The 23,492-nt window shown below is 74.3% G+C and carries 21 protein-coding genes; 8 read left to right on the top strand and 13 right to left on the bottom strand.

Translation table 11 applies throughout. The features are described 5' to 3' along the window. Positions 1–25: 25 nt before the first annotated feature. The 5 genes from ACFW1A_RS21185 to ACFW1A_RS21165 all read right to left on the bottom strand — a co-directional run bounded on the left by ACFW1A_RS21185 (position 26) and on the right by ACFW1A_RS21165 (position 6,672). Positions 26–1,621 (bottom strand): N,N-dimethylformamidase beta subunit family domain-containing protein, encoded by a 1,596-nt coding sequence (locus ACFW1A_RS21185; protein ID WP_380410672.1) that lies wholly within the window; start codon positions 1,619–1,621, stop codon positions 26–28. Positions 1,622–1,698: 77 nt separating this feature from the next. Beyond that, positions 1,699–3,165 (bottom strand): glycosyltransferase 87 family protein, encoded by a 1,467-nt coding sequence (locus ACFW1A_RS21180; protein WP_380410671.1) that lies wholly within the window; start codon positions 3,163–3,165, stop codon positions 1,699–1,701. A gap of 109 nt (positions 3,166–3,274) precedes the next feature. Further along, on the bottom strand, positions 3,275–4,708 hold the full coding sequence (locus ACFW1A_RS21175) for a penicillin-binding transpeptidase domain-containing protein (RefSeq protein WP_380410673.1): 1,434 nt from the start codon (positions 4,706–4,708) through the stop codon (positions 3,275–3,277). A 95-nt stretch (positions 4,709–4,803) separates the two neighbouring features. Beyond that, entirely contained in the window at positions 4,804–6,162 is a 1,359-nt protein-coding gene (locus ACFW1A_RS21170; protein ID WP_380410670.1) for an FtsW/RodA/SpoVE family cell cycle protein, read from the bottom strand. Between the two features lie 15 nt (positions 6,163–6,177). Beyond that, positions 6,178–6,672, bottom strand: coding sequence for a DUF1269 domain-containing protein (locus tag ACFW1A_RS21165; RefSeq protein WP_380410669.1), 495 nt, complete (start codon positions 6,670–6,672; stop codon positions 6,178–6,180). A 188-nt stretch (positions 6,673–6,860) separates the two neighbouring features. Here ACFW1A_RS21165 and ACFW1A_RS21160 point away from each other — a divergent pair, with 188 nt between their 5' ends. After that, on the top strand, positions 6,861–8,096 hold the full coding sequence (locus tag ACFW1A_RS21160; RefSeq protein WP_380410668.1) for an aminoglycoside phosphotransferase family protein: 1,236 nt from the start codon (positions 6,861–6,863) through the stop codon (positions 8,094–8,096). Positions 8,097–8,103: 7 nt separating this feature from the next. Here ACFW1A_RS21160 and ACFW1A_RS21155 read toward each other — a convergent pair whose 3' ends face one another. Next, complete coding sequence (locus ACFW1A_RS21155) at positions 8,104–8,565, bottom strand: hypothetical protein (protein WP_380410667.1); 462 nt, start codon at positions 8,563–8,565, stop codon at positions 8,104–8,106. A 235-nt stretch (positions 8,566–8,800) separates the two neighbouring features. Here ACFW1A_RS21155 and ACFW1A_RS21150 point away from each other — a divergent pair, with 235 nt between their 5' ends. Together ACFW1A_RS21150 and ACFW1A_RS21145 are read left to right on the top strand one after the other, a co-directional pair. Further along, positions 8,801–9,337, top strand: coding sequence for a hypothetical protein (locus tag ACFW1A_RS21150; protein WP_380410666.1), 537 nt, complete (start codon positions 8,801–8,803; stop codon positions 9,335–9,337). Positions 9,338–9,455: 118 nt separating this feature from the next. Beyond that, positions 9,456–10,490 carry a hypothetical protein gene (locus tag ACFW1A_RS21145; protein WP_380410665.1) on the top strand — a complete coding sequence of 345 codons (1,035 nt, stop codon included), beginning with the start codon at positions 9,456–9,458 and terminating at the stop codon, positions 10,488–10,490. Between the two features lie 84 nt (positions 10,491–10,574). Here ACFW1A_RS21145 and ACFW1A_RS21140 read toward each other — a convergent pair whose 3' ends face one another. Next, entirely contained in the window at positions 10,575–11,336 is a 762-nt protein-coding gene (locus ACFW1A_RS21140; RefSeq protein WP_380410664.1) for an AIM24 family protein, read from the bottom strand. Between the two features lie 434 nt (positions 11,337–11,770). On the opposite strand from ACFW1A_RS21140, the gene ACFW1A_RS21135 reads away from it, so the two are divergent. After that, complete coding sequence (locus tag ACFW1A_RS21135) at positions 11,771–13,831, top strand: alpha-galactosidase (RefSeq protein ID WP_380410663.1); 2,061 nt, start codon at positions 11,771–11,773, stop codon at positions 13,829–13,831. After that, positions 13,831–14,841, top strand: a complete 1,011-nt coding sequence (locus ACFW1A_RS21130) for a substrate-binding domain-containing protein (protein ID WP_380410662.1) — start codon at positions 13,831–13,833, stop codon at positions 14,839–14,841. The genes ACFW1A_RS21135 and ACFW1A_RS21130 overlap by 1 nt, the downstream gene beginning before the upstream one ends. A gap of 75 nt (positions 14,842–14,916) precedes the next feature. Here ACFW1A_RS21130 and ACFW1A_RS21125 read toward each other — a convergent pair whose 3' ends face one another. The 6 genes from ACFW1A_RS21125 to ACFW1A_RS21100 form a co-directional block, all read right to left on the bottom strand. Then, a complete protein-coding gene (locus ACFW1A_RS21125; RefSeq protein WP_380410661.1) occupies positions 14,917–16,551 on the bottom strand; it encodes a condensation domain-containing protein in 1,635 nt (544 codons plus the stop codon). Then, positions 16,548–17,426, bottom strand: a complete 879-nt coding sequence (locus ACFW1A_RS21120) for a hypothetical protein (RefSeq protein WP_380410660.1) — start codon at positions 17,424–17,426, stop codon at positions 16,548–16,550. The genes ACFW1A_RS21125 and ACFW1A_RS21120 overlap by 4 nt, the downstream gene beginning before the upstream one ends. After that, the gene (locus ACFW1A_RS21115) at positions 17,423–18,124 is read right to left on the bottom strand and encodes a 4'-phosphopantetheinyl transferase family protein (protein WP_380410659.1); all 702 of its coding nucleotides are present in this window, start codon (positions 18,122–18,124) and stop codon (positions 17,423–17,425) included. The genes ACFW1A_RS21120 and ACFW1A_RS21115 overlap by 4 nt, the downstream gene beginning before the upstream one ends. Beyond that, a complete protein-coding gene (locus tag ACFW1A_RS21110; protein ID WP_380410658.1) occupies positions 18,121–18,993 on the bottom strand; it encodes a hypothetical protein in 873 nt (290 codons plus the stop codon). The genes ACFW1A_RS21115 and ACFW1A_RS21110 overlap by 4 nt, the downstream gene beginning before the upstream one ends. Before the next feature lie 4 nt (positions 18,994–18,997). After that, entirely contained in the window at positions 18,998–19,333 is a 336-nt protein-coding gene (locus ACFW1A_RS21105; RefSeq protein ID WP_380410657.1) for an acyl carrier protein, read from the bottom strand. 71 nt (positions 19,334–19,404) lie between these two features. Then, positions 19,405–20,337, bottom strand: a complete 933-nt coding sequence (locus tag ACFW1A_RS21100; RefSeq protein WP_380410656.1) for a 3-oxoacyl-[acyl-carrier-protein] synthase III C-terminal domain-containing protein — start codon at positions 20,335–20,337, stop codon at positions 19,405–19,407. Positions 20,338–20,410: 73 nt separating this feature from the next. Between ACFW1A_RS21100 and ACFW1A_RS21095 the strand changes: the two genes are divergently transcribed. The 3 genes from ACFW1A_RS21095 to ACFW1A_RS21085 all read left to right on the top strand — a co-directional run bounded on the left by ACFW1A_RS21095 (position 20,411) and on the right by ACFW1A_RS21085 (position 23,430). Then, positions 20,411–21,553 (top strand): glycosyltransferase, encoded by a 1,143-nt coding sequence (locus tag ACFW1A_RS21095; protein WP_380410655.1) that lies wholly within the window; start codon positions 20,411–20,413, stop codon positions 21,551–21,553. 140 nt (positions 21,554–21,693) lie between these two features. Then, positions 21,694–22,638 carry an ATP-binding cassette domain-containing protein gene (locus ACFW1A_RS21090; protein WP_380410654.1) on the top strand — a complete coding sequence of 315 codons (945 nt, stop codon included), beginning with the start codon at positions 21,694–21,696 and terminating at the stop codon, positions 22,636–22,638. 33 nt (positions 22,639–22,671) lie between these two features. After that, positions 22,672–23,430 carry an ABC transporter permease gene (locus ACFW1A_RS21085; protein WP_380410653.1) on the top strand — a complete coding sequence of 253 codons (759 nt, stop codon included), beginning with the start codon at positions 22,672–22,674 and terminating at the stop codon, positions 23,428–23,430. The last annotated feature ends 62 nt before the right edge of the window (positions 23,431–23,492 follow it).

Raw genomic sequence — 23,492 nt, 5'->3', positions numbered from 1 at the left:
GAACCGGTGGGCGCCCGCCCCCGTCTCAGTGCGTGCCGTACACCGCCGCCACGTTGTCCTGCGGCGGGTGGGCCTTCCCCGCGGGGCCGGCAGCGAAAGCGGTGAGCAGGTTCTCGGTCACCTTCCGGGTCAGCGCGCCCGCCTTGGCGTCCATCGAGTGGTCCGCGCCCGAAGTCCCGTCACCGGCGGCGTCCAGCGCCTCCACCCAGCGCATGGTGCCGCTGGCGAAGACGCCCGCGCCGGACGGGGCGGCGTAGAAGGCGGTGTCGCTGAAGCTCTTGCGGCCCTCGCAGACCACCGGCGAGTGGGCCAGCACCTCGATCGGCCGCGGGGTGGTGAAGGAGGTGTTCACCCGGTCGTACTCGACGCCGACCAGGTGCGGGAAGCTGTCGCCCGCCTTGGCGCCGGTGCCGGCGAAGAGCCAGTGCCCGGGATTGGTCACCACGTAGGGCGCGTCCACCGGGTAGCCGTCGTAGATCACCCCGAGCAGCGAGGACTCCGGGTCCGCCTGCGGGGCGACCCGGAAGTCGTTGGTCGGCGGCTTGCCCGCCTTGAAACCGGGGTCGTCCTGGTACGAGGTCTTGTAGCAGACCACCTGCCGGTCGGCGCCGGTCGGCGAGGGCTCGTACCGCACCCGCCGGTAGCAGCAGTTGGCCCCCAGGATCGCCACGTTGGTGCCGGCGTCCCGGGCCGCGGTGACGTGCGCCCGCTGCTCCGGCGACCAGTACTCGTCGTGCCCGGGCGAGAGCACGGCGGTGGCGCCCTTGAGCAGGTCCGGCGAGCCGGCCAGGTCGGTGCTGGTGGTGTACGCGAGCGGCAGGCCGAGCTGCTCGGCCAGCGCGATCAGCGGTGCCTCGTAGACCAGGAACAGTCCGGCGCCGTCCGCGTACTGGTACGGGCGGTCGAAGGAGACCACCAGCGAGCGGGTCGGGTAGCCGCCGGTCGGTCCGTTGTAGAGGTTGTAGCCGCCCCACTCGTTGTAGGCCTGCCAGGTGGCCACCGCGTTGACCACCACCACCTTGCCCGCGGTGCTCGCCGAGCGGACCGTGACCGGCACGTACCGCTGGCCGGCCCCGCCGTCGGCGTCCAGCCGCAGCAGGTAGCTGCCCTCCGGCCAGCCGGTGGTGTCCACCGTGGTGCTCTTCGCCCAGGCCGTCGACACCATCCGGGTCGCCTTGTCCACGGCGGCGGCCGGCTGCTTCGTGCCGGTCAGGCGGTCGGACTGCCAGACCTGGCGGCCGCGCGCGCCGCCGTAGTACCCCATCCGGTAGGCCGTCACCTTGAACCCGGGCGCGGTGGTGGAGACGTGCAGCCCGAAGCTCTCGCCGGGCAGCACGCTGACCCGGTCCGCCCAGCCCTCGATCGCCCGGTCGGGTCCGGCGTTGCCGATCCGCCACTCGGGGTTGCCCGGGCGGTCGTTCTCGCGCGGGGCCGACGGCGCGGGCGAGGCCCCCGCCGCCCCCGGTCGCACCGCGGCGCCGGACGCGCCGCCGGAGGCCGTGCCGCTGCCCGCCGAACCGCAGGCCGCCAGTCCCAGCCCGGCCGCCGCGCCGCCCGCCAGTCCGAGGAACCGCCGCCGTCCCCTCCCCCGCCCGCCGTCGGGGGACCGCTGCTCGGACATGCGCCACTCCTGGATGTCGGGGTCCGCCTGGACCGGGAACCGCCCTCCATGCTCCCCCACGCACCGTCAGCACCCGCCTACCGGGTGGCGACCACGCGCACGCCCTCCACGGTAAGCGGGTCCTCGGCGGTCCGCCCGCTCCACCTGCGGGCCGCCAGCCGGGGCCAGAGCGCCAGCACCGCGGGCAGCGCGAGGTAGCCGAACCGCCCGGCGGGGGCCAGCATGAACGCCACCGTCAGCCCGGCGGCCAGCAGGTCGGCGGCCGCCACCGCGGTGGTCGGGGGCCGCCACAGCAGCCAGGCGGTCACCGCCAGGCCGCCCAGCACCAGCAGCACGATGGACAGGGTGTGCCCGGTCGGGCCGAGGTCGGCCAGCACCTTGCCGGGCAGCGGGCTGCCGGCCGGGGTGTGCACCTTGGCCAGCCCCAGCGGGAACCGGACCACCTGCTCCTTCAGGTCCTGCGGCCGGGTCAGCAGGTACGGCAGGATCACCGCCCCGCCGACCAGCAGCGCGGTCAGCGCGGCCCGGGCGGCGGACCGGCGCCCGTGCACCCGCCAGAGCAGCAGCACCGCCACCGGCAGGGCCGGCCAGGCGGTCCACTTGAGGGTGCAGGCGAGCGCCAGCACCAGCCCGGCGGCCACGGTCCGCTCGCGGGCCGCCAGCGCCATCGCCAGGCAGCAGACCCCGATCAGCGGCAGGTCCACCCCGCCCACCGCCAGGGTGAGCGCGATCAGCGGCGAGCCGGTCAGGATCCCCAGCGGCAGCAGCGGCGAGTACTGCGGCCCGGGCCTGAGCAGTCGCCAGCTGACGGTCAGGCAGCCCAGGAAGGTGAGGGCGAACCAGATCCGGGCGTCCCCCAGCACCTGGGCGGCCACGGTGGCGTCCCCGAGCACCGCCCGGGGCAGCCCGAAGACCGCCATGGACGGCAGGTAGGGGTTGAAGTCGGTGACGGCGGTCGGGTGCGGCAGGTAGGGCGTGCCGGTGTGCAGCAGCAGCCGGGCCGAGCGCTCGACCACCATCACCTCGGACTGGTGCCGCCCCTGCGCCGCCAGCACGCCCAGCGGCAGCAGCACCGCGCCGAGCAGCGCGATCGCGGCCGCCACCCGCCCGGCCAGCCGGCGCGGCAGGGTGACCACGGTCAGCCCGGCCAGCAGGTAGGCGGGGGCGGCCACCTCGCCCCAGAGCTGCTGGTTGGGCAGGTTCGAGACCAGTGGGAAGGCCGCCGCCCAGCCCGCCGCGACCAGGCAGCCGAACAGGTGCACCAGCCGGTGGTCGGCGACCTGGGAGACCAGCGCGGTGAGCCGGGCCCAGCGCGTCTGCGGCTCACTCGTCCGAGTGGCGGGTCGTTGGTGCGGTACCCCGGTCCGGGGGCGGACCGGGCGCGCCTCGTGCTCCCGGGACGACCCGTCGGCCGCGCCGGGGCGGTGCCCGGACGGGTGGCCGCCGGGGTGCCGGGCGGTCGGCCCGGCGGCGGTCGGCGTGCCGCGCCGAACGCCGAAGCGGCCGCGCGCGCGGGGCGCTCCGGACGAGCGGGTGGTCACCATGGAGGAAGGTTAGGGCGGCGGTGCCGCCGCTGTCCTCCGCCCCCCGGGGCTTCTCAGAAGGTGGTCCATCGGCTATGCGCTCCCCCAACTCGGGTACCGATCAGTAACTTCAGCGTCCGAGCACCGCCTGCATCACGCTCCTGGCGATCGGCGCGGCGAGCCCGCCGCCGGTCACGTCGGTGGCGTCGCTGTCGGCGATCACCACCGCGACGGCCACCGGGGGCACCTGGGTGGAGCCGGCCGGCTTGGCCCAGGAGATGAACCAGGCGTAGGGCACCCCGGAGTTGTCCACCCCGTGCTGGGCGGTGCCGGTCTTGCCGCCGACCGTGGCGCCGTCGATCCGGGCGTTGCGGCCGGTGCCGTTCTCCACCACGTCCGTCATCAGCTGCTGCACCTGGCCGGCCACCGCCGGGCTCATCGCCTGCGCGTAGCTGCGCGGCTGCATCAGCTGGACCGTGCTCCCGTCGGACTTGGCGAGTTTGTCCACAAGCTGGGGATACATCACGGTGCCGTTGTCGGCCACGCCCGCCGCGACCATGGCCATCACCAGCGGGGTGGCGGCGGTGTCGAACTGGCCGATCGAGGAGAGGGCCAGCTGGGACTGGTTCATCGCGGTGTCGAAGTTGCTGCGGGCGGCGCGCACCGGGGTGTCCAGCCGGGCGTCGTTGAAGCCGAACTTCTGGGCCGTGGCCACCATCTTCTCCAGGCCGGTCTGCACGCCCAGGTAGCCCAGCACGCTGTTGCAGGAGAGCGTCATCGCGGTGTCCAGGTCCATGTTCGGCTGGTCGCAGGCGCCGGTGTCGTTGACCAGCGTGGTGGTGGTGCCGGGCAGCACGTAGGGCGAGGGCGCGGTGGTGGGCGCGTGGATGTCGGTGACCACGCCGTTCTCCAGCGCCGCCGCCGCGGTGACGACCTTGAAGGTGGAGCCGGGCGGGTAGGTCTGGCGCAGCGCGCGGTTGAGCATCGGCTGGTCGGTGTCGGCCTGCAGCTTGGTCCAGGCCGCCTGGTCGGCCGCCGAGGAGCCGGCGAAGCTGCCCGGGTCGTAGGACGGGGTGGAGGCCAGCGCCAGGATCCGGCCGGTGGCCGGTTCGATCGCGGCCACCGCGCCCTTCTGGTTGCCCAGACCCCGCATCGCCGCCTGCTGGGCGGCCGGGTCGATGGTGGTGTGCACCTGCCCGCCCGGGCTCTGGTGGCGGGAGACGGCGTCCCACAGCGCCCAGCCGGACAGCCGGCCGTCGGTGCCCGAGAGCAGCGCGTCCTCGGTGCCCTCCAGCTGGGTGTTGCCGTAGATCTGCGAGGAGAAGCCGGTGACGGCCGCGTACTGCGGGCCGTCGGTGTAGGTGCGCTTGTAGTCGTACCGCCCTCCGGTGGCCGCCGAGCCGGTGACCGGGTCGGCGCCGACCAGGATGGCGCCGCGCGGCTGGTCGTAGCGCAGGATCGCGGGGCGCTGGTTGGCCGGGTTGTGGTTGTACTGCTTGGCCTGGAAGAACTGCACCCGGGTGGCCTGGGCGGCCAGCAGGACGGTGAGCAGCACGCAGAACATGCCGGCCCGGCGGCCGGTGGTGGAGATCCCGGGCAGCCCCTGCGGCCCGTTGCCGCCGGCCCGCGGCTTCGGCGGTCGGCGCCGTGGACGCGGCATCAGCCCTCCAGGTCGGTCGGTGCGGCGCGGCGGGCGGTGTCGCTGAGCCGCACCAGCAGCGCCACGATGATCCAGTTGGTCACCACCGAGGAGCCGCCCTGCGCGACGAACGGCAGGGTGGCGCCGGTCAGCGGGATCAGTGCCAGCACGCCGCCGGCCACCACGAAGACCTGCAGGCCGATGATGGTGGCCAGGCCGATCGCCAGCAGCCGCCCGAACGGGTCGGTGAGCGCGATCCCGGTCCGGTAGCCGCGGGCCACCAGCACCGTGTAGAGCAGCAGCATGCCGAGCAGCCCGACCAGGCCGAGCTCCTCGCCCACGGTGGCCAGCACGAAGTCGGACTTGGCCGCGAAGCCGATCAGGATCGAGTGCCCCTTGCCCAGCCCCTCGCCCAGCAGCCCGCCCCAGGCGAAGGCGAACAGCGACTGGGCGATCTGGTTGGCCCCCTGGCCCGCCTCGATGGAGGCCAGCGGGTGCAGCCACTGCTCCACCCGGGCGTGCACGTGCGGGGAGAACCGGGCGACCACCGCCACGCCGACCGCGGCCAGCACCAGGCCGATGGCGATCCAGCCGATCCGGGCCGTGGCCACGTAGAGCAGCACCACGAAGATGCCGAAGTAGAGCAGCGACATCCCCAGGTCGGTCTCCAGCACCAGCACCCCGATGAAGGCCGCCCAGACCAGCAGCATCGGTCCGAGCACCCGGCCGGGCGGGAAGCGCAGCTTCCAGATCTGCTTGCCCGTCAGCGCCAGCGCGTCCCGGTGCATCGCCAGGTAGGCGGCGAAGAAGACCACCAGCAGGATCTTGGCGAACTCGCCGGGCTGGATCGAGAACGAGCCGACGGTGATCCAGATCCGCGAGCCGTAGACGGCCGGGAAGAAGATCGGCGCGACCAGCAGCACCAGCGCCACCAGCGCCCCGCTGTAGGCGTACCCGCGCAGCCTGCGGTGGTCCCGCAGCAGCACCACCACCAGCGCGAACAGCGCCACCCCGAGGGTGGACCAGAGCAGCTGGGTGGGCGCCGCGTGGCTGCGCGGGGTGGCCCGGTCCAGCCGGTAGATGACGACCAGTCCGATCCCGTTCAGCAGCACCGCGGTGGGCAGCAGCAGCGGGTCGGCGTACCGCGCCCGCCAGCGCACCAGCACGTGCGCGGCCAGCGCGAGGCCGCCGAGCGCGGCGCCGTACGTCGCGGCGTCGGCCGGGGCGTGGCCGTCGATGTTGACGCCCACCTCGACGTAGCCGAAGACCGCGATCGCCACCGCGCCGACCAGCAGGAACAGTTCGGTGTTCCGGCCGGTCCGCGGGCGCGGCGCGGCTGGTTCGCGCCCGGCGGTGGCGACGGTGGCGGGTGTGGCCATGGGGTGCGGCGCGGGTCAGGCCGGCTGCTTGGCCTTGAGCATCTCCTTGAGGTGCTCCTCGGCCTCGGTGGAGAGCGAGGTCTGGATGATCCGGCCGTCGAACCGGCCCAGCGCCGGGACCACCTTGTCGGCGGTGGCCTTGCGCACCAGCAGGAAGACCGCGGCCGCGCCGGGCTGCAGGTGGTCGCCGACCTGGCGCATGAAGGCGTCGTCGACCCCGATGTCGGTGGCCGAGCCGACGGCCGCACCGGTCACGCCGCCGACCGCGGCGCCCAGGAACGGCATGAAGAACAGCAGGCCGATCACCCCGCCCCAGAGCGCGCCGGAGGCGGCCGCGAAGCCGGTGGTGCTGGTGGCCTGGTGCAGCTTGATCCGCCCGTCCTGGCGGCGCTCGACGACGACGATGTCCTCGAGGTCCAGGAGTTGCTGCTTCTGCAGGGCGAGCGCCTCGTCACGGACCTGCTGGGCGGTGGCGAGATCGGGGTAGGCGAGCGCGAACAGGTTGCTCACGGGTGGTGTCCTTCCGGTTCGACGGACGTGCTGACGCCACCGTAGTGATGGATTGGCATATTTATCCATCATTTGATCCGGTGTGTCCGTTTTCCCGAAGCCCCCTCCTGGTGCGCTCCTCGGTCCCCGCCACCGCCCCGTTCGAAAATTCGATCGCCAGGAAGCTGAACACCCCTCAGACTGCCCCGGTGAACAGTGCAACCGAGCGTACGGCGCAGGTCTTGGTCTCCCACCGCGAACAACTGCTGGGGGTGGTCGGCCCGTTCCCGCTCGCCCGACCCCGCTGGCACGACGTGGAGCCGGTCAACGAGCACCTGGCCGCCGTGCTGGGCGTCCCCACCGTGGTGCTGCGCCTGGTGGACGTGGCGGGCGGCGGTGGCGGCCGCGGCGGCCTGGTCACCTACCACGCCGAGGCGCTCACCGCGCCGGCCGTCGAGCTGCCGGCCGCCGCCGAGGCCGACCGGGCGGCCCTGCGCCCGCACCCGCTGCGCGCCGACTACGCCACCGCCGACGGGGTGCGGGCCGCGCTGGACTGGGCCGAGCGGGAGCTGGCCGCGGCCGGCCGCCCGGTCACCGGCCCGGCGGTCCAGGTGAAGACCTGGAACCTGGCCGGCCTGTTCCGGCTGCCGACCGCCGCCGGTCCGGCCTGGCTGAAGACCGGCCGGGAGTTCGCGGTGGACGAGGCGGTGGTGGTGGCGCTGCTCGGCGCCGTCGACGCGCCCTTCGTGCCGACCGTGCTCGGCGCCGAGCCGGCCCGCCGCTGGCTGCTGATGGACCACGTGCCCGGCGAGGACTGCTGGGGACCGTCCACCGAGGTGCTCGCGGCCACCCTGCCGCGGATGGCCCGCGCCCAGGCCGCGCTGGCCGCCAGCTACCCGGGCGGCGAGCCGGCCGCCGGGCTGGCGGACCGGACTCCGGCCACCCTGGTCCCCGCGGTGAAGCTGCTGCTGGACGGCGAGGCGGGGGCCGAGCTGACGGCCGAGGAGCTCACCGCGGCCCGCGCGCTGGTGGAGCGGCTGCCCGAGCTGGTCGAGCGGCTGGCCGCCTGCAAGCTGCCGCACACCCTGGTGCACGGCGACTTCCACCCCGGCAACTGGCGCTCGGCGGGGCGGGACAGCGTGCTGGTGGACTTCGCGGACGCCTACTGGGGCCACCCGGCCTTCGACGGGCTGCGCCCGGCCGACTTCCTCGACGCCGAGCACTGGGCCGCGGCCACCGAGCTGTGGTGCGAGGCCTGGCGCACGCTGGTCCCCGGCAGCGACCCGGCCGGCGCGCTGCGGCTGGCCGCACCGCTCTCCCACTTGGCCTACGCGGTGCGGTTCCAGGAGTTCCTGGACGGGATCGAGCCGAGCGAGCGCCGGTACCACGAGGGCGACCCGGCCGCCGAGCTGCGCGCGGCGCTGACCGCCGCCGAGGCGCTCTGACCGTGCGTCAGCGGGCGGCGGCGGTCGTGGTCACCGAGACCTGGGCACCGCCGGACTGCCAGGCGTAGAGCTGCTCACCGTCCAGCGCGACCAGGAACTGGCCGCAGCTGGCGGTGGGCCGCCGGTCGATCCCGGCCGGGAACCAGTGGGCGCTGAGCTTGGCCGGAAGGGCCGACGGCACGGCGCTGCTGCACGCGGCGGGCAGCGCGCCGCCGGGCAGGTGGGCGTGGAGCAGGCGGTCGCCGCCGTTGCTGGAGGCCTTGTAGTCGACCTCGGTGGCCGTGTCCGGCAGCCAGCGCGGCAGCGACGGACGGGCCGCCTTGGCCTGGGCGCCCGAGGCGTAGCCGGCCCGCACGGGGCGCGGCGGTCCCAGCAGCTCGCCGGCCACCGGCAGCAGGGTGTACCCGAGCGTGAACACGCCGACGGCGGTGGCGGTGATCCCGGCGACGGTGCTGGTCCTGAGCGGCATGGCCTTCCTTCCTGATGGGCAGCCCTCCCCGAACTGCGGTACTCCCATGCTGCTGGTCGGCCCCGCCCCGGCGCGTCCCTCCGCCGCACGACCCGCTCCCCCCGCCGGAGGGCCCCCCTCTCCGACTTGAGGGTGACGGCGACACGCCCCCGACTCAGGGTTCCCCGGCTGCGGCCGCCCCGGAAAGCAGGATAAAAGGCGGCCAAATGCCGCATTCCGGACAGAGGAGCCGCCCGTGCGCCTGACCCTGCCGCCCGCCGCCCCGCTGACCCTGAGCCCCGACGCGTCGGGCCTGGTCGGCGAGATCGAGGCGTACCTGGCCTCGCTGCCCGCCCCGCCCCGGCCCCTGGTCCCGTACGTCTGCCCGTCCGGCCGCACCCTGCAGCCGTGGAACGCCGAGTACCCGCTGCCCCGCCGCACCCTGCTGGACCGGCTGGTCCGCCGCCCGGGCCGCCCGGTGCCGGTCAGTGCGGCCCAGCACCTGCGGCTGACCTCCCGCTACCTCACCCAGCACGGCTGGCTGCAGGGTGCGATGTGGGACGGCGCCGGGCGGGTCTGCCTGCTCGGCGCCCAGGCGGCGGTGCTGGCGCACGGCTACGGCTCGCCCGCCACCGTGCGGACCGCGCGGGCCCAGGTGATGGAGGTGCTGCACGCCACCGGGCGCCCGGCCGCCTCGCCCGACGAGTACAACGACCGGCCCGGCACCCGGCAGGCGGACATCCACCGGCTGCTGGAGCAGGCCGCGCTGCGCGCCCGCCGGCTGGACCTCTGACGTCCGGGGCCGGTGACCTGCTGTTGCACGACCGTGACGCCGGGCCGACGGGATCAGGATCTGCGCTCGCCAAGCTGGTGCAGACAGACCACTCCAGCTCTTCCGGGGGGAAGTTCCCATGGCTGCTCGTCGCCGGCGCGGTTCCGCCGCCGCCCTCGCCCTCACCGCCGCGCTCGGCGTCGGGTCCACGCTGCTGCTCACCGCCTGCGGACCGGACGAGACCGCGGGCGCGACCGCCTCGCCGAGCGGCGCGGCCACCGCCGTCCCGGGCGGGGCGACCGGACGCCCGAGCGGCAGCGCCTCGCCCGGCCGCCCGACCCCGGCCCCGCCCGCGCACGGCACCGGTGTCCCGCACCTGACCGTCAGCAACGGGACCTCGATCGTGCTGCTCGACTCCAGCACGGTCGACTTCCACACCCTGGTGCGCGACCTGGCCTGGTCGCCGGACGGCAGCAAGGCCGCCTTCATCGACGGCGACGGCAACCTGGTGGTCAGCAAGCCGGACGGCACCGGGAAGGTGACCGTGGCCAAGAACCCGGGCCACCAGACCTGGTCGCACCCGACCTGGCAGGTCGTCAAGAGCGACCCGAACATCGGCAACCCGGCCAAGAACAGCATCTTCCTGACCGTGGACAAGGGCGGCAGCACCACGCTGGCCGGGGTCCCGGCGGACGCCGTCGGCGCCACCCCGACGCAGCTGTCGCTCAACGCCGAGGGCGACGGGGAGAACGTCACGCCGCTGCCGCAGACCGGCAACGTCTGGCCCAACGTCGGCGGCAACTACGGCAGTGCCGTGTACGCCAACACCGGTGACGGGATGGTCTACATCCGCGACGACTCGCTGCGCCAGCAGGGCCGCAAGCTCACCGCCGGGTCCCAGCCGGCCCTGTCGCCGGACCAGCACGAGGTGGTGTTCGTCCGCTCGGTCGGCGGCCACGACCACCTGTTCACGCTGGACCTGGACACGCAGAACGCCCAGCCGCGCGACCTGACCCCCAAGGCCACCACCGACTACACCGAGCCCGCCTGGGCGCCGGCCGGCAAGGAGCTGGCCGCCCGCACCCCGGACGGCATCGTGCTGCTGCCCGCCGACGGCTCGCAGGCCCCCAAGCCGACCGCGGCCACCCCGGGCCTGCCGGTCTACCGGTCCTGACGGACCGCCGCCACGACTCCGGAGGGGCCGACCGCTGAGCAGCAGCGGCCGGCCCCAGCGGCCGTCCGACCCGCCCGGGGCGGGTCAGCTGCGCAGGATGCCCCCGACGATGCCGCCCAGCCCCGCGCCCTCCGCGCCCGCCTGGGCGGCGTCGCGCGCCAGGTAGGGCTCCAGCGCGTGCGCGAGGCCCGGCAGCGGCATGCTCTGCAGCCAGATCTGGCCGGGTCCGGTGAGCGCGACCAAGTGGTAGCCGTCGCCGCCGAAGACCTTGTTGGCGATGCCGGGGACCCGGGTGATGGAGAACCGGACCTGCTCGTCGAACATGCCGACGTGACCGGGGTGGACCAGCATCGTCTCGTTCGGGGGCAGGTTGTACTGGGTCAGCTCGCCGGAGAGCTCGACCCAGGCCCGCCCCTCCCCCTGCAGCCGCTGCAGCACGAAGCCGTCGCCGCCCCACAGGCCGCCCCGGAACGACTGCTGCAGCGCCACCGTGGGACTCACCCCCGGGGTGCCGCAGATCCAGCCGTGCCGGTGCACCAGGACGCTGCGCCCGGGGCCGATGTCGACCGGGACGATGTGGCCGGGCACCTTGGCCGCGAAGGCCACCAGCCCGGTCCCACCCTGGGCCTGGTACTGGGTCAGGAAGATCCCGCCGCCGCCGACCGCGCGCTTGAGCGTGTTGAGCAGGCCGCCCCCGCCGCGCTGGCCGCCGATGTTCGTGGTCTGCGACATCTGCATGTTCGCCGACATCCAGGACAGTTCGCCGTGCGCCGAGACCACGCTCTCGCCCGCCGCCAGCTCGATCTCCAGCACCGGCATGGTGCTGCCCCTGACCACCGCTCGCATCGACACCCCTCCACCGCGCCCCTGGACGGCGTGCCACCGCCCTCCTCCGCAAGCTACTCGCGCCCCGAGCGGGTGGGCAGTCCCCCGGACGGAGTTGGCACGAGACTGCGACGAGGCGGTCGTGAAGACGCACAACTGAACAGAAATGAACAGGTGTACTCCTGACGATTCACCAGCTCACCTGCGGCGACCCGTATCCGCGCCGGAGCGCAGGGTGATCCCTTGTGTTTGGTCTTGTCGCAGTGTGATGTGTGCAATATCGTATGGCACCGCCGTCCTCCCCCGCCGGCGACCCGCACCCCGCGCACCCCCGTCCGTGCCTCCCCCCATGTCCGCGCACGCCCCTCTGTCCGCGCACCCCCGCTTTCCACGCACCCCCGCTTTCCGCACCCCTTTTCCGCACCCCCACCCACGCGCCCCGTTTTGGAGCCCCCATGCGCGTTTCCCTCACCCGGCTGGCCAGTGCCCTCGCGGCGCTGACGCTGGCCTCCTCCGGCCTCGGTGCCCTGACCATGGCCACCGCCACCCCGGCCGCCGCCCTGGACAACGGCGTGGCGCTCACTCCGCCGATGGGCTGGAACTCCTGGAACTCGCTGGGCACCAACGTCAGCGAGCAGCAGGTCAAGCAGACCATCGACTTCATGTCCGGCAACGGCCTGGTGGCGGCGGGCTACAACACCGTCACCATCGACGACGGCTGGTCACTGGGGTACCGCTCCGGCCAGAGCGCCCCGTTCGCCCGCAACGCCGACGGCGGCATGCAGCTGTACGACGCCGGCGGCAACCCCGTGGCCGGCATCGACGGCACCGGCAACGACGTGACCTCCGGGCACCTGGTGCCCAACGCCAACTTCCCCTCGCAGACCGTCAACGGCCAGACCGTGAACGGGATCCAGTACCTGGCCTGGTACGCGCACAGCAAGGGCATGAAGTTCGGCCTCTACGGCACCGACACCTACGAGACCTGCCAGATGCACCCCGGCAGCCTCGGCCACGAGTCCACCGACGCCAGTGACTTCGTCTCCTGGGGCGTCGACTTCGTGAAGTACGACGACTGCCCCTACGGTCCGCAGATCGTCGGGCCGGACGGGCACAACTACTACACCCAGGGCGAGGGCAAGGAGCTCACCCAGTCGATGTACGCCCGGGTGCAGACCTTCCAGCGCGCGCTGGACGCGGCCTCGGCCGCGCAGGGCCGCCCGAAGGTGGTGCTCAGCGTCTCCGCCCAGCCGGTGCACACCGGCGTGCCGTACCTGCTGAACGCCAACGACCCGGCCCGCACCGACCCGAAGATCCTGGCGGCCGGCACCCCGCAGTACCAGGCCCCCGGCTACGCGCCGACCGGCGTCTGGTGCGGGCAGGTGGCCAACCTGTGCCGGATCGGCGGCGACCGCGGCAGCGACCTGGGCGGCGTGCTCTACGGCCAGCAGCTGGGCACCGCCCTGCAGTACCCGGGCAACGTCCGTCCGGGCAGCTGGAACGACATGGACATGATGTTCGCCGGCTGGCAGGACGTCTACGGCGACTACGGGGTCACCGACACCTGCAGCTGCCACAAGCCGTTCACCGACGACGAGTCGCGCACCGAGGTCTCGATCCTGTCGATGATGGCGGCCCCGCTGATCTCCGGCGCCGACCTGCGCTCCGCCGCCGACTCCCAGCAGACGGCGAACGGGGCGACCTGGTCCACCGGGATCACCTCCTCGGCCCTGGCGGTCTACAAGAACGCCGACGTGATCGCGGTCGACCAGGACACCAAGGCGCAGCCCGCCACCCTGGTCGGCAACCCGCCCGCCTCGGCCACCGCTCCGGTGATCCTGCAGCGCCCGCTCGCCAACGGCGACACCGCGGTGCTGATGGTCAACCAGGACCCGGGCAACTGGGCGATGCCCAGCACCACGCTCGCCCAGCTCGGCCTGACCGCCGCCTCCTACAGCTACCGCGAGATCTGGAGCGGCGCCACCGGCTCCACCAACGGCACCCTGGGCGGCAACTGGATCCCCGCGCACGGCGTCGCGATGTACCGCCTGACCCCCGCCCCCGCCTACGGCCCCGCCGCCGTGGTCAACGACGGCCGCTACCACGCGATCAGCGCCGGCGGCACCAACAACCAGGCCCTGGAGGTCCAGGGCGGCTGCACCGCGAACCTCGGCGGCAACTCCGACATCAACGCCTACCAGTCCACCAACCCCGCCCAGCAGTGGACCTTCACCACCAACCCCGACGGCACCGTGCGGATCACCGACAACTGCCCCGCCCACGGCATCCTGGCCGGCGGCGGCGGAGTCGGCACCGCCTACCTGCTCGGCTACTCCGCCGGGAACCCCTGGCAGGAGTGGAAGGTGCAGCAGAACACCGGCACCGGCACCCTGAGCATCACCAACGTCGGCAACGGCCTGACCCTCGACGTCTCCGGCACCACCGCGGGCTCCAACGGCATGACCAACCCGGCCAACTCCACGGCCCCCGGCCAGAACTGGACCCTGCTCTCCTGATGAGAACCACACTCGTCGTCGCGGCGGCCGCCGGCCTGCTGATCGGCAGCACCCTGACCGCCTGCTCCAGCTCGGACGCTCCGCAGGCCGACGCCCACCTCTCCCTGACCTACCTGCAGAAGCAGGGCGACCAGGGGTACTTCGTCTCCGAGGCGGCCGGCGCCAAGGCCAGGGCCGCCCAACTGGGCGTGGACCTCAAGGTGGTGAACCTCGGGGACACCGTGGAGCGGGCGGTCAGCGAGGCACAGGGCGCGATCGACCAGCACACCAGCGGGCTGATCGTGGTGGTGCCCGATCCTTCGGTCGGACCCCAGCTGGTGCAGGAGGCGAAGGCGGGCAAGGTGCCGCTGCTCAGTTCGGACGACCAGATCTGCTCGGTCGCCCCGGACCCGCAGGCCTGCGCGCACCAGAACCTGGTGCCGCGGATCGGTTTCAGCAGCGAGCAGTTGGGCGGTGAGGTGGGCAAGCGGGCGGCCGCGGAGTACAAGAAGGCCGGCTGGAACCCCGCCGACACCCGGATCATCGAGGCCTGGAAGTCGGACGTGACGGTCTGCGGCGAGCGGGTGGCCGCGGCGGCCTCGGCCTTCGCGGGCGACGCCGGGCAGTTGCGCACGGTGGACGTGAACACCGACAACACGCCGTCCGGTGCCCAGGCCAAGGTGGCCGCCGCGCTCGCCGCCAACCCCGGGGTGAAGCACTGGGTGGTCTGGGGGTGCAACGACGAGAACGTGCAGGGGGCGATCACGGCGCTGTCCGCGGCCGGCGTCGCCGCGGACAACGTGATCGGCGTCGGCCTGGGCGCCTACCTCGCCTGCCAGGACTGGGCCACCGGCAAGCCCACCGGCATGCGGGCGGCGCTGTTCATCAACGGCGGCGACGTCGGCGCGCTGGCCGTCCAGACCATGGTCGACCACCTCCGGACCGGCAAGCCGTTTCCCCAGGAGGCCTTCGCCCCCACCACCATGGTGGACCCCAGCAACTGGACCACCTCCGGCCTGACCTGCAGCTGACCCGAGCAGCGGGACCGACCCCGTGGACCCCACCGGCCGCCGGCCGGTGGGGTCCCGTGCCGCTGCGGTGCCGGGTCAGCGGCCGCTGCCGGTGACGGTGGTTCCGTCGGGGGAGTGGAGCACGTAGCGCTGGGGAGCGATCGCGGTGTGGTGCCGCGGCAGCGCGGCGACCACGGCGGCGTGCACCTCGGCGGGGCCGCGGGCGGGGTCCGCCGGCAGCTCGATCACGGCGGTCAGCTCGCCCCCGTCGAGCGAGACCTCGCAGCCCGCGTCGACCGCCTCCCGGACCAGCTCCGCCACCGCGGCCAGCTCGATCCAGGTGCCGCCGACCGACCGCCAGCCGGGACGGTCGCGGCGGGCCCGGGGCAGGCCGGTCAGGGCGGGCAACTCGGAGAGCAGGAAGGAGCGTTCGCCGGCCACCTCGATCAGCCGGAGCAGCGCACGGGCCAGCTGCTCGCCGGTCTCCCGGGGGAAGAGCTGCGGGTCCAGGTGCAGGCTCAGCGCGACCTCGCCGCGCAGGCGCCAGATGTCCAGCATGATCCTGGTCGGCGTGTTCTCGGCCGGCAGCCAGACGAACTCCGGGTCCTCGGTGGGGACCTGGTAGCCGGCCACCGCCTCGTCCGGCACCGTGGAGCTCAGGTCGTTGAGCACCATGTGCCGCACGTAGCGCGCGCCGCGGTCGTGCGCGACCTCGTCGATCAGCGCCCACAGCCGCTGCGCGTCGAAGCTGCTGTGCCAGTAGCCGGCCAGCGAGGCCGCCCGGCTGTGCCCCAGCAGGGCGTCGAAGTCGGCCGCGGGATCGCCCAGCGGCACCTCCACCGAGAGCAGCGCGTCCTGGGCCAGCGTGCCGATGTGGCCGGCCAGGGCGGCGCGGTTGCGGTTCGCCGCCAGGGTGGCCACCACCAGGGTGCGCTGGTCCGCCAGGTGCGCGACCAGCGCCGCGTAGACGGCCAGCAGCAGGGTCGACGGGCTGGCGCCGGTCCGGCGCACCGCCCGCTCCAGCGCCACCGCACCGGCCGGGGAGCGCACCAGCAGGGTGGGCAACCGGTCGTCGGAGGGCTGCACCCGGTCGTCGGCGAAGACGGTCAGCGGGTCCTCGCGCAGGATCCGTTCCCAGTGCCGCAGCGCGGACCGGGCGCGGCGCTGCCCCGCCGCGCTGCCCTCCTGCTCGGCGATCTCGCGCGGACCGGGCGAGGCCGGTTCGGGCAGCTCCTCCCCGGCGGCGAGCAGCAGCCACTCCCGGAAGAGCAGCGCCGTGGACGCGCCGTCGATCTGGGCGTGGCAGATGACCACCACCAGCCGCACCGGCCGGTCGTCCACGGTCAGCAGGGTGAAGCGCAGCGGGAAGTCCACGGCCAGGTCGAAGGCCCGCAGCCGGTCCAGGCGGCCGAGCTCCTCGCCCAGCCGGTCCGGATCCCCGCCGGCCGGCACGGCGACCACCGCGACGGGGAACTCGCCCTCGGCCAGCTCCTGCTGCACGGTGTAGTGGTCGCCGGGGAAGACCGTGCGCAGGGCCGGGTGCCGTTCGGCCAGCGTGCGCAGCGCGTCGAGCACGGCGTCCACGGCGGTGCCGGCCGGTACCGGCCAGATCGCCTGCTTGTTCATGTGCTCGGGGCGATCGCGCTCGATGCACCGGACCATGTTGTCCTGGCCCAGCGTCAGCGGAGCCGAACCACCGCTCTCCGTGCGGTACTTGACGATGTGGGTCACGCGTGCCCCCCGGTGGTCGCCGCGCGCACGGCGGCCGGCCAGCGATCCGGGTGCGGGCCGTGGACGTGCAGCAGTGCGAGCGCGATCCGCTCCAGTCCGAAGGCCGCACAGGCCGTCTGCCCGGTGCTGCCCGCCGCGGTGAAGCCGAAGGCCTCGCCGAAGTGGTCCCGGTGCACGTTGGCCGAGGCCACCGCCTGCACCAGCCCCTCGGCGAGCTCCACCCGCAGCTCGAACTTGAGCTGCTGGCGGCGCTGGGCGGCCCGGTACAGCGGCGCGGTCGCGCCGAAGAACGGGTCGTCGGCCACCTCGACGGCCGGCTTGAGCGAGCAGTCGGTCAGCCAGTCGGCCATCCGGTCCAACCAACGGTCCCGCCAGTCCAGGCAGTGCTCCTCGGTGCCGGCCGTCACCAGCTCGGCCATCCGGAAGCTGCGCAGCCGGCCGGTCTCGGTGGTGCGCTCCTGGCGGAAGCAGCCCGCCTCCACCGCGTACCGCACCGGCTCGGCCAACTCCATTCCGGCGAGCGAGGCGTAGACCGGATAGCAGGCGGCCGGCAGCAGCACCAGGTCGGTGATCTCCTGCCGCTGGTGCCAGGGGCCGCCCGACCCGGTGAGCGGGGCCAGCGCCGCCCACTCCTTCGGGGTGCCCGCGTAGCTGTGCACGGTGCCGAGCAACTGCGGGAACGAGGCGATGTAGCCGGCCTGCTCCAGGGTGCGGCGGGCGATCACGGGCGGCACCGCGAGCCGCTGGAACGGCTCGTCGGCGGCCAGCGCGGCGATGCCGGTGCGCAGGTCGGCCAGCAGCCGCTCGAACGGTTCGGGGTAGAGGTAGACACCGGGGGCCCCGGTCGGCACCGGGCGGGCATCGGCTTCGGTCATGAGTCCACCAGGGATGAGGAGTTGACGTTCGTAGCGGGGCACCAGAGCCGCTGGTGCACGGTGAACGGCCCGGGCCCGAGCAGGGCGACGGCGGCGCGGTGGCCCGGCGGCGCGGCCAGGTCGGCGACCCGGCACGGGCCGGCCGCCGTCTCGGCGAGCACCTGTCGCGGGCCCGGCAGCGGGTGGCGCAGGCCCTCGGCCAGTCGGCCGCCGACCGCCTTCACCAGTGCCTCCTTGCGGGTCCACTGCCGGGCGAACCGTTCGGCGGGCCGGTCCTCGGCCACCCACTCGGCCTCGTCCGGCGGGAAGTACCGCCGGGCCAGCCGCAGGGCGGTCGGCCCGGTCGGCACCGGTTCCAGGTCGACCCCGACCGCGCGGTCGTCCGTCAGCGCGAAGAGCGCGAACGCGCCGGCGGTGGAGAGGTTCACGGCCGGTCCGGGCTCCGGGCCCGGCGGGCCGGCCAGTTCCGGCTTGCCGTGCGGCCCGCGCCGCCAGCGCAGGTCCGCGGCGGGCCGGCCGGCTCGGGCGCCGGTGAGCAGCCGGGCCGCGCCGTGGGCCACCACGAACCGGCACCGCCGACGCGGGTCGGTGGTGCAGCGGGCCCGCTCCTGCTCCTCGGGGTCCAGCAGCGCCCCGAGCTCGGTGCAGACCGGGGGCGGCTGGTCGGTGCGGATCAACCAGAGTTCGACGGCTGTCACCCGACCTCCTCTGGCACGAACGATCGTACGGTTTCCTGGGCAGGCTGCCACCGGGCCAGGCAGAGCAGGCCGTCGGCGTGGTCGGCCAGCAGGACCGGCCGCTGCTGCGCGCACCGGTCGCCCAGCGCGGCCCAGATCCCGGTGAACGGCGCCCCCGGTCCGATCCGCACCGGCGCGCTGCCCGGCGGCGCGGCCACCCGGGCGAGCCCGGGCCCCAGCAGCAGGGCCTCGCCCGGGTGCCAGGCCCCGGCCAGCAGCCCGGGCAGCTCCGCGGCGCCGGCGCCGACCCGGTCGGTGCTGCTGAGCAGCCCGGGGCCGCCGGCCTCGCAGAGCAGCCCGACCGCCCGGTGCCGGTCCGGCCACGGCGCCGACCGGACGAGCGGGTAGTAGGCCTGGGCCTGCTCGGCCACCAGCACCAGGGCCCGCCGTAGCAGTCCGTCGCGCGCGTAGGCCGAGGCGATGCGCAGCGCGGTGAACGCGGCCGCCGGACCCTGGTCGCAGACGGCGAAGGAGAGCGGCCGCCCGGGGCAGACGCTCCCCAGGTGCACGGCGGCGGCCCGGCCCGGCTGGACATCGGGGGAGGCGAAGACCAGCACCAGCAGGTCCACCGGTTCGTCCGGCCCGACCAGCTCGCGCACCAGGGCCTCGCCCAGTTCCCCGTAGGCGTGCCCGGTCCCCGACCGCAGCGCCGCCTCGTCCGGGACCAGTCCGTACGGCCGGACCAGGTCGGAGAGGAAGACCCGCAGGTCGGGATGGTGCGCGGCGTCGCTGTGCCCGGTGAACTCCCGGGCCAGCACGCGGCGCAGGCCCAGGCCCGGGGTCGGGCCGGCCTCGGGGTCGGGCCGCGCGGCCGGGCCCGCCAGGAACATCGGCTCAGTCCTCGGTGATGGTGTGCCCGGTGACGAAGTCGGCCAGCGAGCCGACCGAGCGCAGGTCGTCCTCGCCGATCTCCTCGACGTCGATCTGCAGGTCCAGGCTGTCCTCCAGCTCCAGGATCAGCTCCAGGGTGCTGGCCGAGGTGAGCCCGAGCTCGTCGAAGAGACAGGCGTTCTCGGGCAGGTCGGGCAGCTCCCGCTTGAGCACCCGGGGCAGCAGCTCGCCGATGCCGGCGATCACCCGGGCCCGCAGCTCGGGGTCGGGTCCGGCGATGGGTTCGGATACGGCGAGGTCGGGTTCGGATACGGAGAGGTCGAGCGCAGAGTCCGTCACGGTTCGTCCCTGGAAGGAGGGTTGAGAGAAGGGGGCGCGTCGGCCGACGGGCCGCGCAGCGGCGGGCGGGCTCAGTGTTCGAGCACCATGGCCGAGAAGGTCGCGCCGAGGCCGGCCGCTGCGATCAGGTACCGGTCGCCCGACCGGAGGAGACCACGAGCGGTGGCGGTGCGGTGGTTGATGAACGCGTCCGCAGCGAAACTGTGCCCGACCTCCGGCACATTGTCCAGCACCACGCGCTCCGGCGGGAAGCCGACCAGGCGGCAGAGCCGGTGCCAGGAGACCCGGTTGACGTTGTGCGGCAGCACCAGGGCGAGCCGCTCCCAGGAGGTCCCGGCCCGGTCCAGGGCGGCCGTCATCGCCTCGGCCATCGCCTCGGGATAGGCCCGCTGGTACCGGGCCAGCAGCTCCGGGTCGTCGGCCAGCCGCCCGTCGAACTCGCCGAGCTGGCGGCTCGCGTAGCTGAGCACCCGGTCCCGGTCGCCCTCGGCGCCGACCAGGCAGGCGGCCGCGCCCTCGCCGAAGACCGCCGTCTCCGGCACCAGTTGGGCGTCCCGGGTGAAGGTCTTCTCGCCGGCCAGGACCAGAGTGAGGGCCTGCCGGTCGCCCTCGGCGGCCAGCAGCCGGCCGGCCAGGTCGACGGCCAGCAGCGAGGCGGCGCAGGCGTGGTGGGTGACGGTGAAGGCCCGGGCGCGGTGCAGGCCGAAGCGGTCCAGCAGGCCGGGCAGTGGATTGAGCGGATAGGGCACGCCGACCGGCATGCTGCGGGCGTACAGCACGTACCGGACCAGGTGCTCGCGGCCGCGCAGCTCGGTGAGGGCCTCGACGGCGTGGCCCAGCAGGGTCTCCAGATCGCCCTCGGGATCGAGGCGGACCCGGTCCAGACCGTGGAAGCGGCGCAGCAGTGTGGTCTGACGCTTCGTCAGCCCAAGGCGCTCACCCAGCTGTTCGACCGGCACGGAAGAAGGGGGAAGATGGACGGCGACTGCCGCCAGTGCGGTCACGCGGGCTAGTATTCCCGCGCCCCGCGGACCGCACAAGACGCCGCCGGTCCCACCAGCCTCTCGGAGGCCCCCGATGACCCCCTTGCGAACCCTGCTCGTCGTGCCGCCGCTGGCCGGTCACGTGCTCCCCGCGCTGGCACTGGCCGACGAACTCCGGTCCCGCGGCCACCAGGTGGCCTGGGCCGGCTCCGGCCCCGGGCTGCGCGCGCTGCTCGGCGACCGGGAGCCGGTGCTCTCCACCGGCAGCAGGCTGTTCCGGCCGCAGGGCGGCAGCGGTCCGGCCGCGATCCGCTCGCTCTGGGAGGGCTTCGTGGTCCCGTACGCCCGGTTCAGCCGCAGGGCGCTGGCCGGGATCGTCGAGGAGTGGCGCCCCGACCTGCTGCTGGTCGACCAGCACACGCCGGCCGGCGCCCTGGTGGCCCGTCAGGCCGGGTTGCCCTGGGCGAGTCTGGCCCCGTCGGCGCTGGAACTGGTGGAACGGCTGGACCCCGAGCAGGCCCGGTGGCGCGACGGACTGCTGCGCGAGCTGTGGACCGGGGCCGGGCTGCCCGCCGAGGAGTACGCCGACCCGCGGTTCTCGCCCCGGCTGGTGCTGGCCTTCACCAGCCGGGCGCTGCTCGGTGACGTCGCGCTGCCCGCCCGCACGGCCCTGGTCGGCCCGCTGCTCGGGCGCCGACCGGTGTCCGAGCCGTTCCCCTGGGAGCGGCTGGACGCGACCCGCACCCCGGTGCTGGTCAGCCTCGGCACGCTGGCCGCCGACGTGGCCGGCGACTTCCACCAGCGGGTGGCCGAGGCGCTGCTGCCGCTGGCGGACTGGGTGCAGGGCATCCTGGTCGGCGCGCCGGGCGAACTGCCCGACCACGTCCTCGCGGTGGACCGGGTGCCGACCCTGGAGCTGCTGCGCCGGGTCCGGCTCGGCGCGGTGCTCTGCCACGGCGGCATGAACACGGTCTGCGAGGCGCTGGCGCACGGCGTGCCGGTGGTCGCCGCACCGATCCGGCACGACCAGCCGGTGACCGCGGCCCAGTTGGTCGCCACGGGGGCCGGCCGCCGGGTCGAGTTCGGCACCGCCACCCCTGCCGAACTGCGCGCGGCGCTGACCGGGGTGCTGGCCGAGCCCGGGTACCGGGAGGCGGCGGCGGGCGTGGCGGCGCAGTTCCGCCGGGACGGCGGCGCGGCCGCGGCGGTCGACCGGATCGAGCAGCTGGCCGTCTGACGCGTGGACTTCATGGTCCAGACCATTGTCTTCCGAGGCGCGCGCACCATAGGGTGACCGCGACCCCGGGATCTCGCAGGCACTGCGACCAGTGCCGCCCCCGGGCCCTGCGCCGATCCCACCGACCACGGGAGTCTCGGTTGATCGTCACCAAGGGACTGCGGAAGAGCTACCAGTCCCGTCGCTCCGCCCCCGTCGACGCGGTCCGGGGCCTGGATCTCACCGTCGAACCCGGGGAGATCTTCGGCCTGCTGGGCCCCAACGGCGCGGGCAAGACCACCACCATGCGGATGCTCGCCACCCTGATCCGCCCGGACGGCGGCGAGGCCACCCTGGCCGGCGCCGACCTGCGCACCGAGCCGCACGAGGTGCGGCGCCGGATCGGCTACGTCGCCCAGGGCGGCGGCACCACCGACGGCGCCACCGCCCGCGAGGAGTTGGTGATGCAGGCCCGGCTGTACGGGATCGGCAAGGCGGAGGCCGGCCGGCGCGCCGTCGACGCGCTGGCCGCCTTCGAGCTGACCGAGTTCGCCGACCGCCCCTGCGCCGGCTACTCCGGCGGCCAGCGCCGCCGGGTCGACCTGGCCCTCGGCGTCATCCACCGGCCCCGGCTGCTCGTCCTGGACGAGCCGACGGTCGGCCTGGACCCGCAGAGCCGGGCCCGGGTCTGGGCCGAGGTGCGCCGGCTGCGCGAGGACGGCATGACCGTCTTCCTGACCACCCACTACCTGGACGAGGCGGACGCGCTCTGCGACCGGATCGCCATCGTCGACCACGGCGAACTGGTCGCCGAGGGGGCCCCGGAGCAGCTCAAGCGGGAGATCTCCGGCGACGTGGTCACCCTGCAACTGGCCGAGGCGGACGTCGCCGAGGCGGACAAGGTGCTCACCCCGCTGGCCTGCGTGCACCGGGTGGAGCCGCGCGAGGGCGGTGAGCTGCGGCTCTACGTCACGGACGGGGCCAGCGCCATCCCGGAACTGCTGCACGCGCTGGCCGGGGCGGGGTTGCGGCCGGACCAGACCCGGCTGCAGCGGCCCAGCCTGGACGACGTCTTCCTGGCCAGGACCGGACGGACCATCTCCTGACGCGACGTCAGGCACACCTCAGTGGAGCACCTGTTGAAACTCGCCCGGGACACCTGGCTGATCTTCCAGCGGCAGCTGCTGCTGATGTGGCGCACCCCGGTCTGGGTGGCCGTCGGGGTCGTCCAACCCCTGTTCTACCTGCTGCTCTTCGCCCCGCTGCTGCGCCCTGTGCTGGCCCCGGGCGGCAGTTACGCCCAGGCCTACCGGATCTACGTGCCGGGGCTGCTGACCGCACTGGTCATCATGGGCGGGCTGTTCACCGGCTTCACGCTGCTCGGTGAGCTGCGGGCCGGCATCATCGAGCGCACCCGGGTGACCCCGGTCAGCCGGGTCGCGCTGCTGCTCGGCCGGGCGATGCGCGAGGTGGTGGCGCTGCTGGTGCAGGCGGTGATCATCACCGTGGTGGCGCTGCCGTTCGGGCTCGCCGTGCCCGTCGGGCAGTTGCTGCTGGCCTACCTGCTGCTCGGCATGCTGGCGCTGATGGCCTCGGCCGTCTCCTACGGGCTGGCCCTGCTGGTGCGCAGCGACTCGGCGCTGGCGCCGGTGCTGAACACCATCGCGCAGCCGGTCGCGCTGCTCTCCGGCGTGCTGCTGCCGCTCTCGCTGGCCCCCGGCTGGCTGCGCGCGGTGGCCGACTGGAACCCGTTCTACTGGGCGGTGGAGGGCATCCGGGCACTGTTCGCCGGCCATCCGGGCGACGCCTCGGTCTGGCGCAGCCTGGTGCTGGTGACGGCGCTGACCGTGGTGGCGGTGGCCTGGTCGGCGCGGCTGTTCACGGACCGGGTCCGGTAGCGCGCCCGGCGCGTACGAAGAAGAGGGGTCATCCGCCCGGCGGAGGAACCCTCTTAGTACGC

Origin of the sequence: Kitasatospora sp. NPDC058965, from assembly GCF_042741245.1 — a bacterium.
Taxonomy (GTDB): domain Bacteria; phylum Actinomycetota; class Actinomycetes; order Streptomycetales; family Streptomycetaceae; genus Kitasatospora.
This window is presented reverse-complemented; position numbering and strand designations above follow the sequence as displayed.

Bases quoted from the DNA above. Each gene is read 5' to 3' on its own strand.
- ACFW1A_RS21185 (WP_380410672.1), bottom strand. From the start codon at position 1,621: ATGTCCGAGCAGCGGTCCCCCGACGGCGGGCGGGGGAGGGGACGGCGG.
- ACFW1A_RS21180 (WP_380410671.1), bottom strand. From the start codon at position 3,165: ATGGTGACCACCCGCTCGTCCGGAGCGCCCCGCGCGCGCGGCCGCTTC.
- ACFW1A_RS21175 (WP_380410673.1), bottom strand. From the start codon at position 4,708: ATGTTCTGCGTGCTGCTCACCGTCCTGCTGGCCGCCCAGGCCACCCGG.
- ACFW1A_RS21170 (WP_380410670.1), bottom strand. From the start codon at position 6,162: ATGGCCACACCCGCCACCGTCGCCACCGCCGGGCGCGAACCAGCCGCG.
- ACFW1A_RS21155 (WP_380410667.1), bottom strand. From the start codon at position 8,565: ATGCCGCTCAGGACCAGCACCGTCGCCGGGATCACCGCCACCGCCGTC.
- ACFW1A_RS21145 (WP_380410665.1), top strand. From the start codon at position 9,456: ATGGCTGCTCGTCGCCGGCGCGGTTCCGCCGCCGCCCTCGCCCTCACC.
- ACFW1A_RS21140 (WP_380410664.1), bottom strand. From the start codon at position 11,336: ATGCGAGCGGTGGTCAGGGGCAGCACCATGCCGGTGCTGGAGATCGAG.
- ACFW1A_RS21135 (WP_380410663.1), top strand. From the start codon at position 11,771: ATGCGCGTTTCCCTCACCCGGCTGGCCAGTGCCCTCGCGGCGCTGACG.
- ACFW1A_RS21130 (WP_380410662.1), top strand. From the start codon at position 13,831: ATGAGAACCACACTCGTCGTCGCGGCGGCCGCCGGCCTGCTGATCGGC.
- ACFW1A_RS21120 (WP_380410660.1), bottom strand. From the start codon at position 17,426: ATGACCGAAGCCGATGCCCGCCCGGTGCCGACCGGGGCCCCCGGTGTC.
- ACFW1A_RS21110 (WP_380410658.1), bottom strand. From the start codon at position 18,993: ATGTTCCTGGCGGGCCCGGCCGCGCGGCCCGACCCCGAGGCCGGCCCG.
- ACFW1A_RS21095 (WP_380410655.1), top strand. From the start codon at position 20,411: ATGACCCCCTTGCGAACCCTGCTCGTCGTGCCGCCGCTGGCCGGTCAC.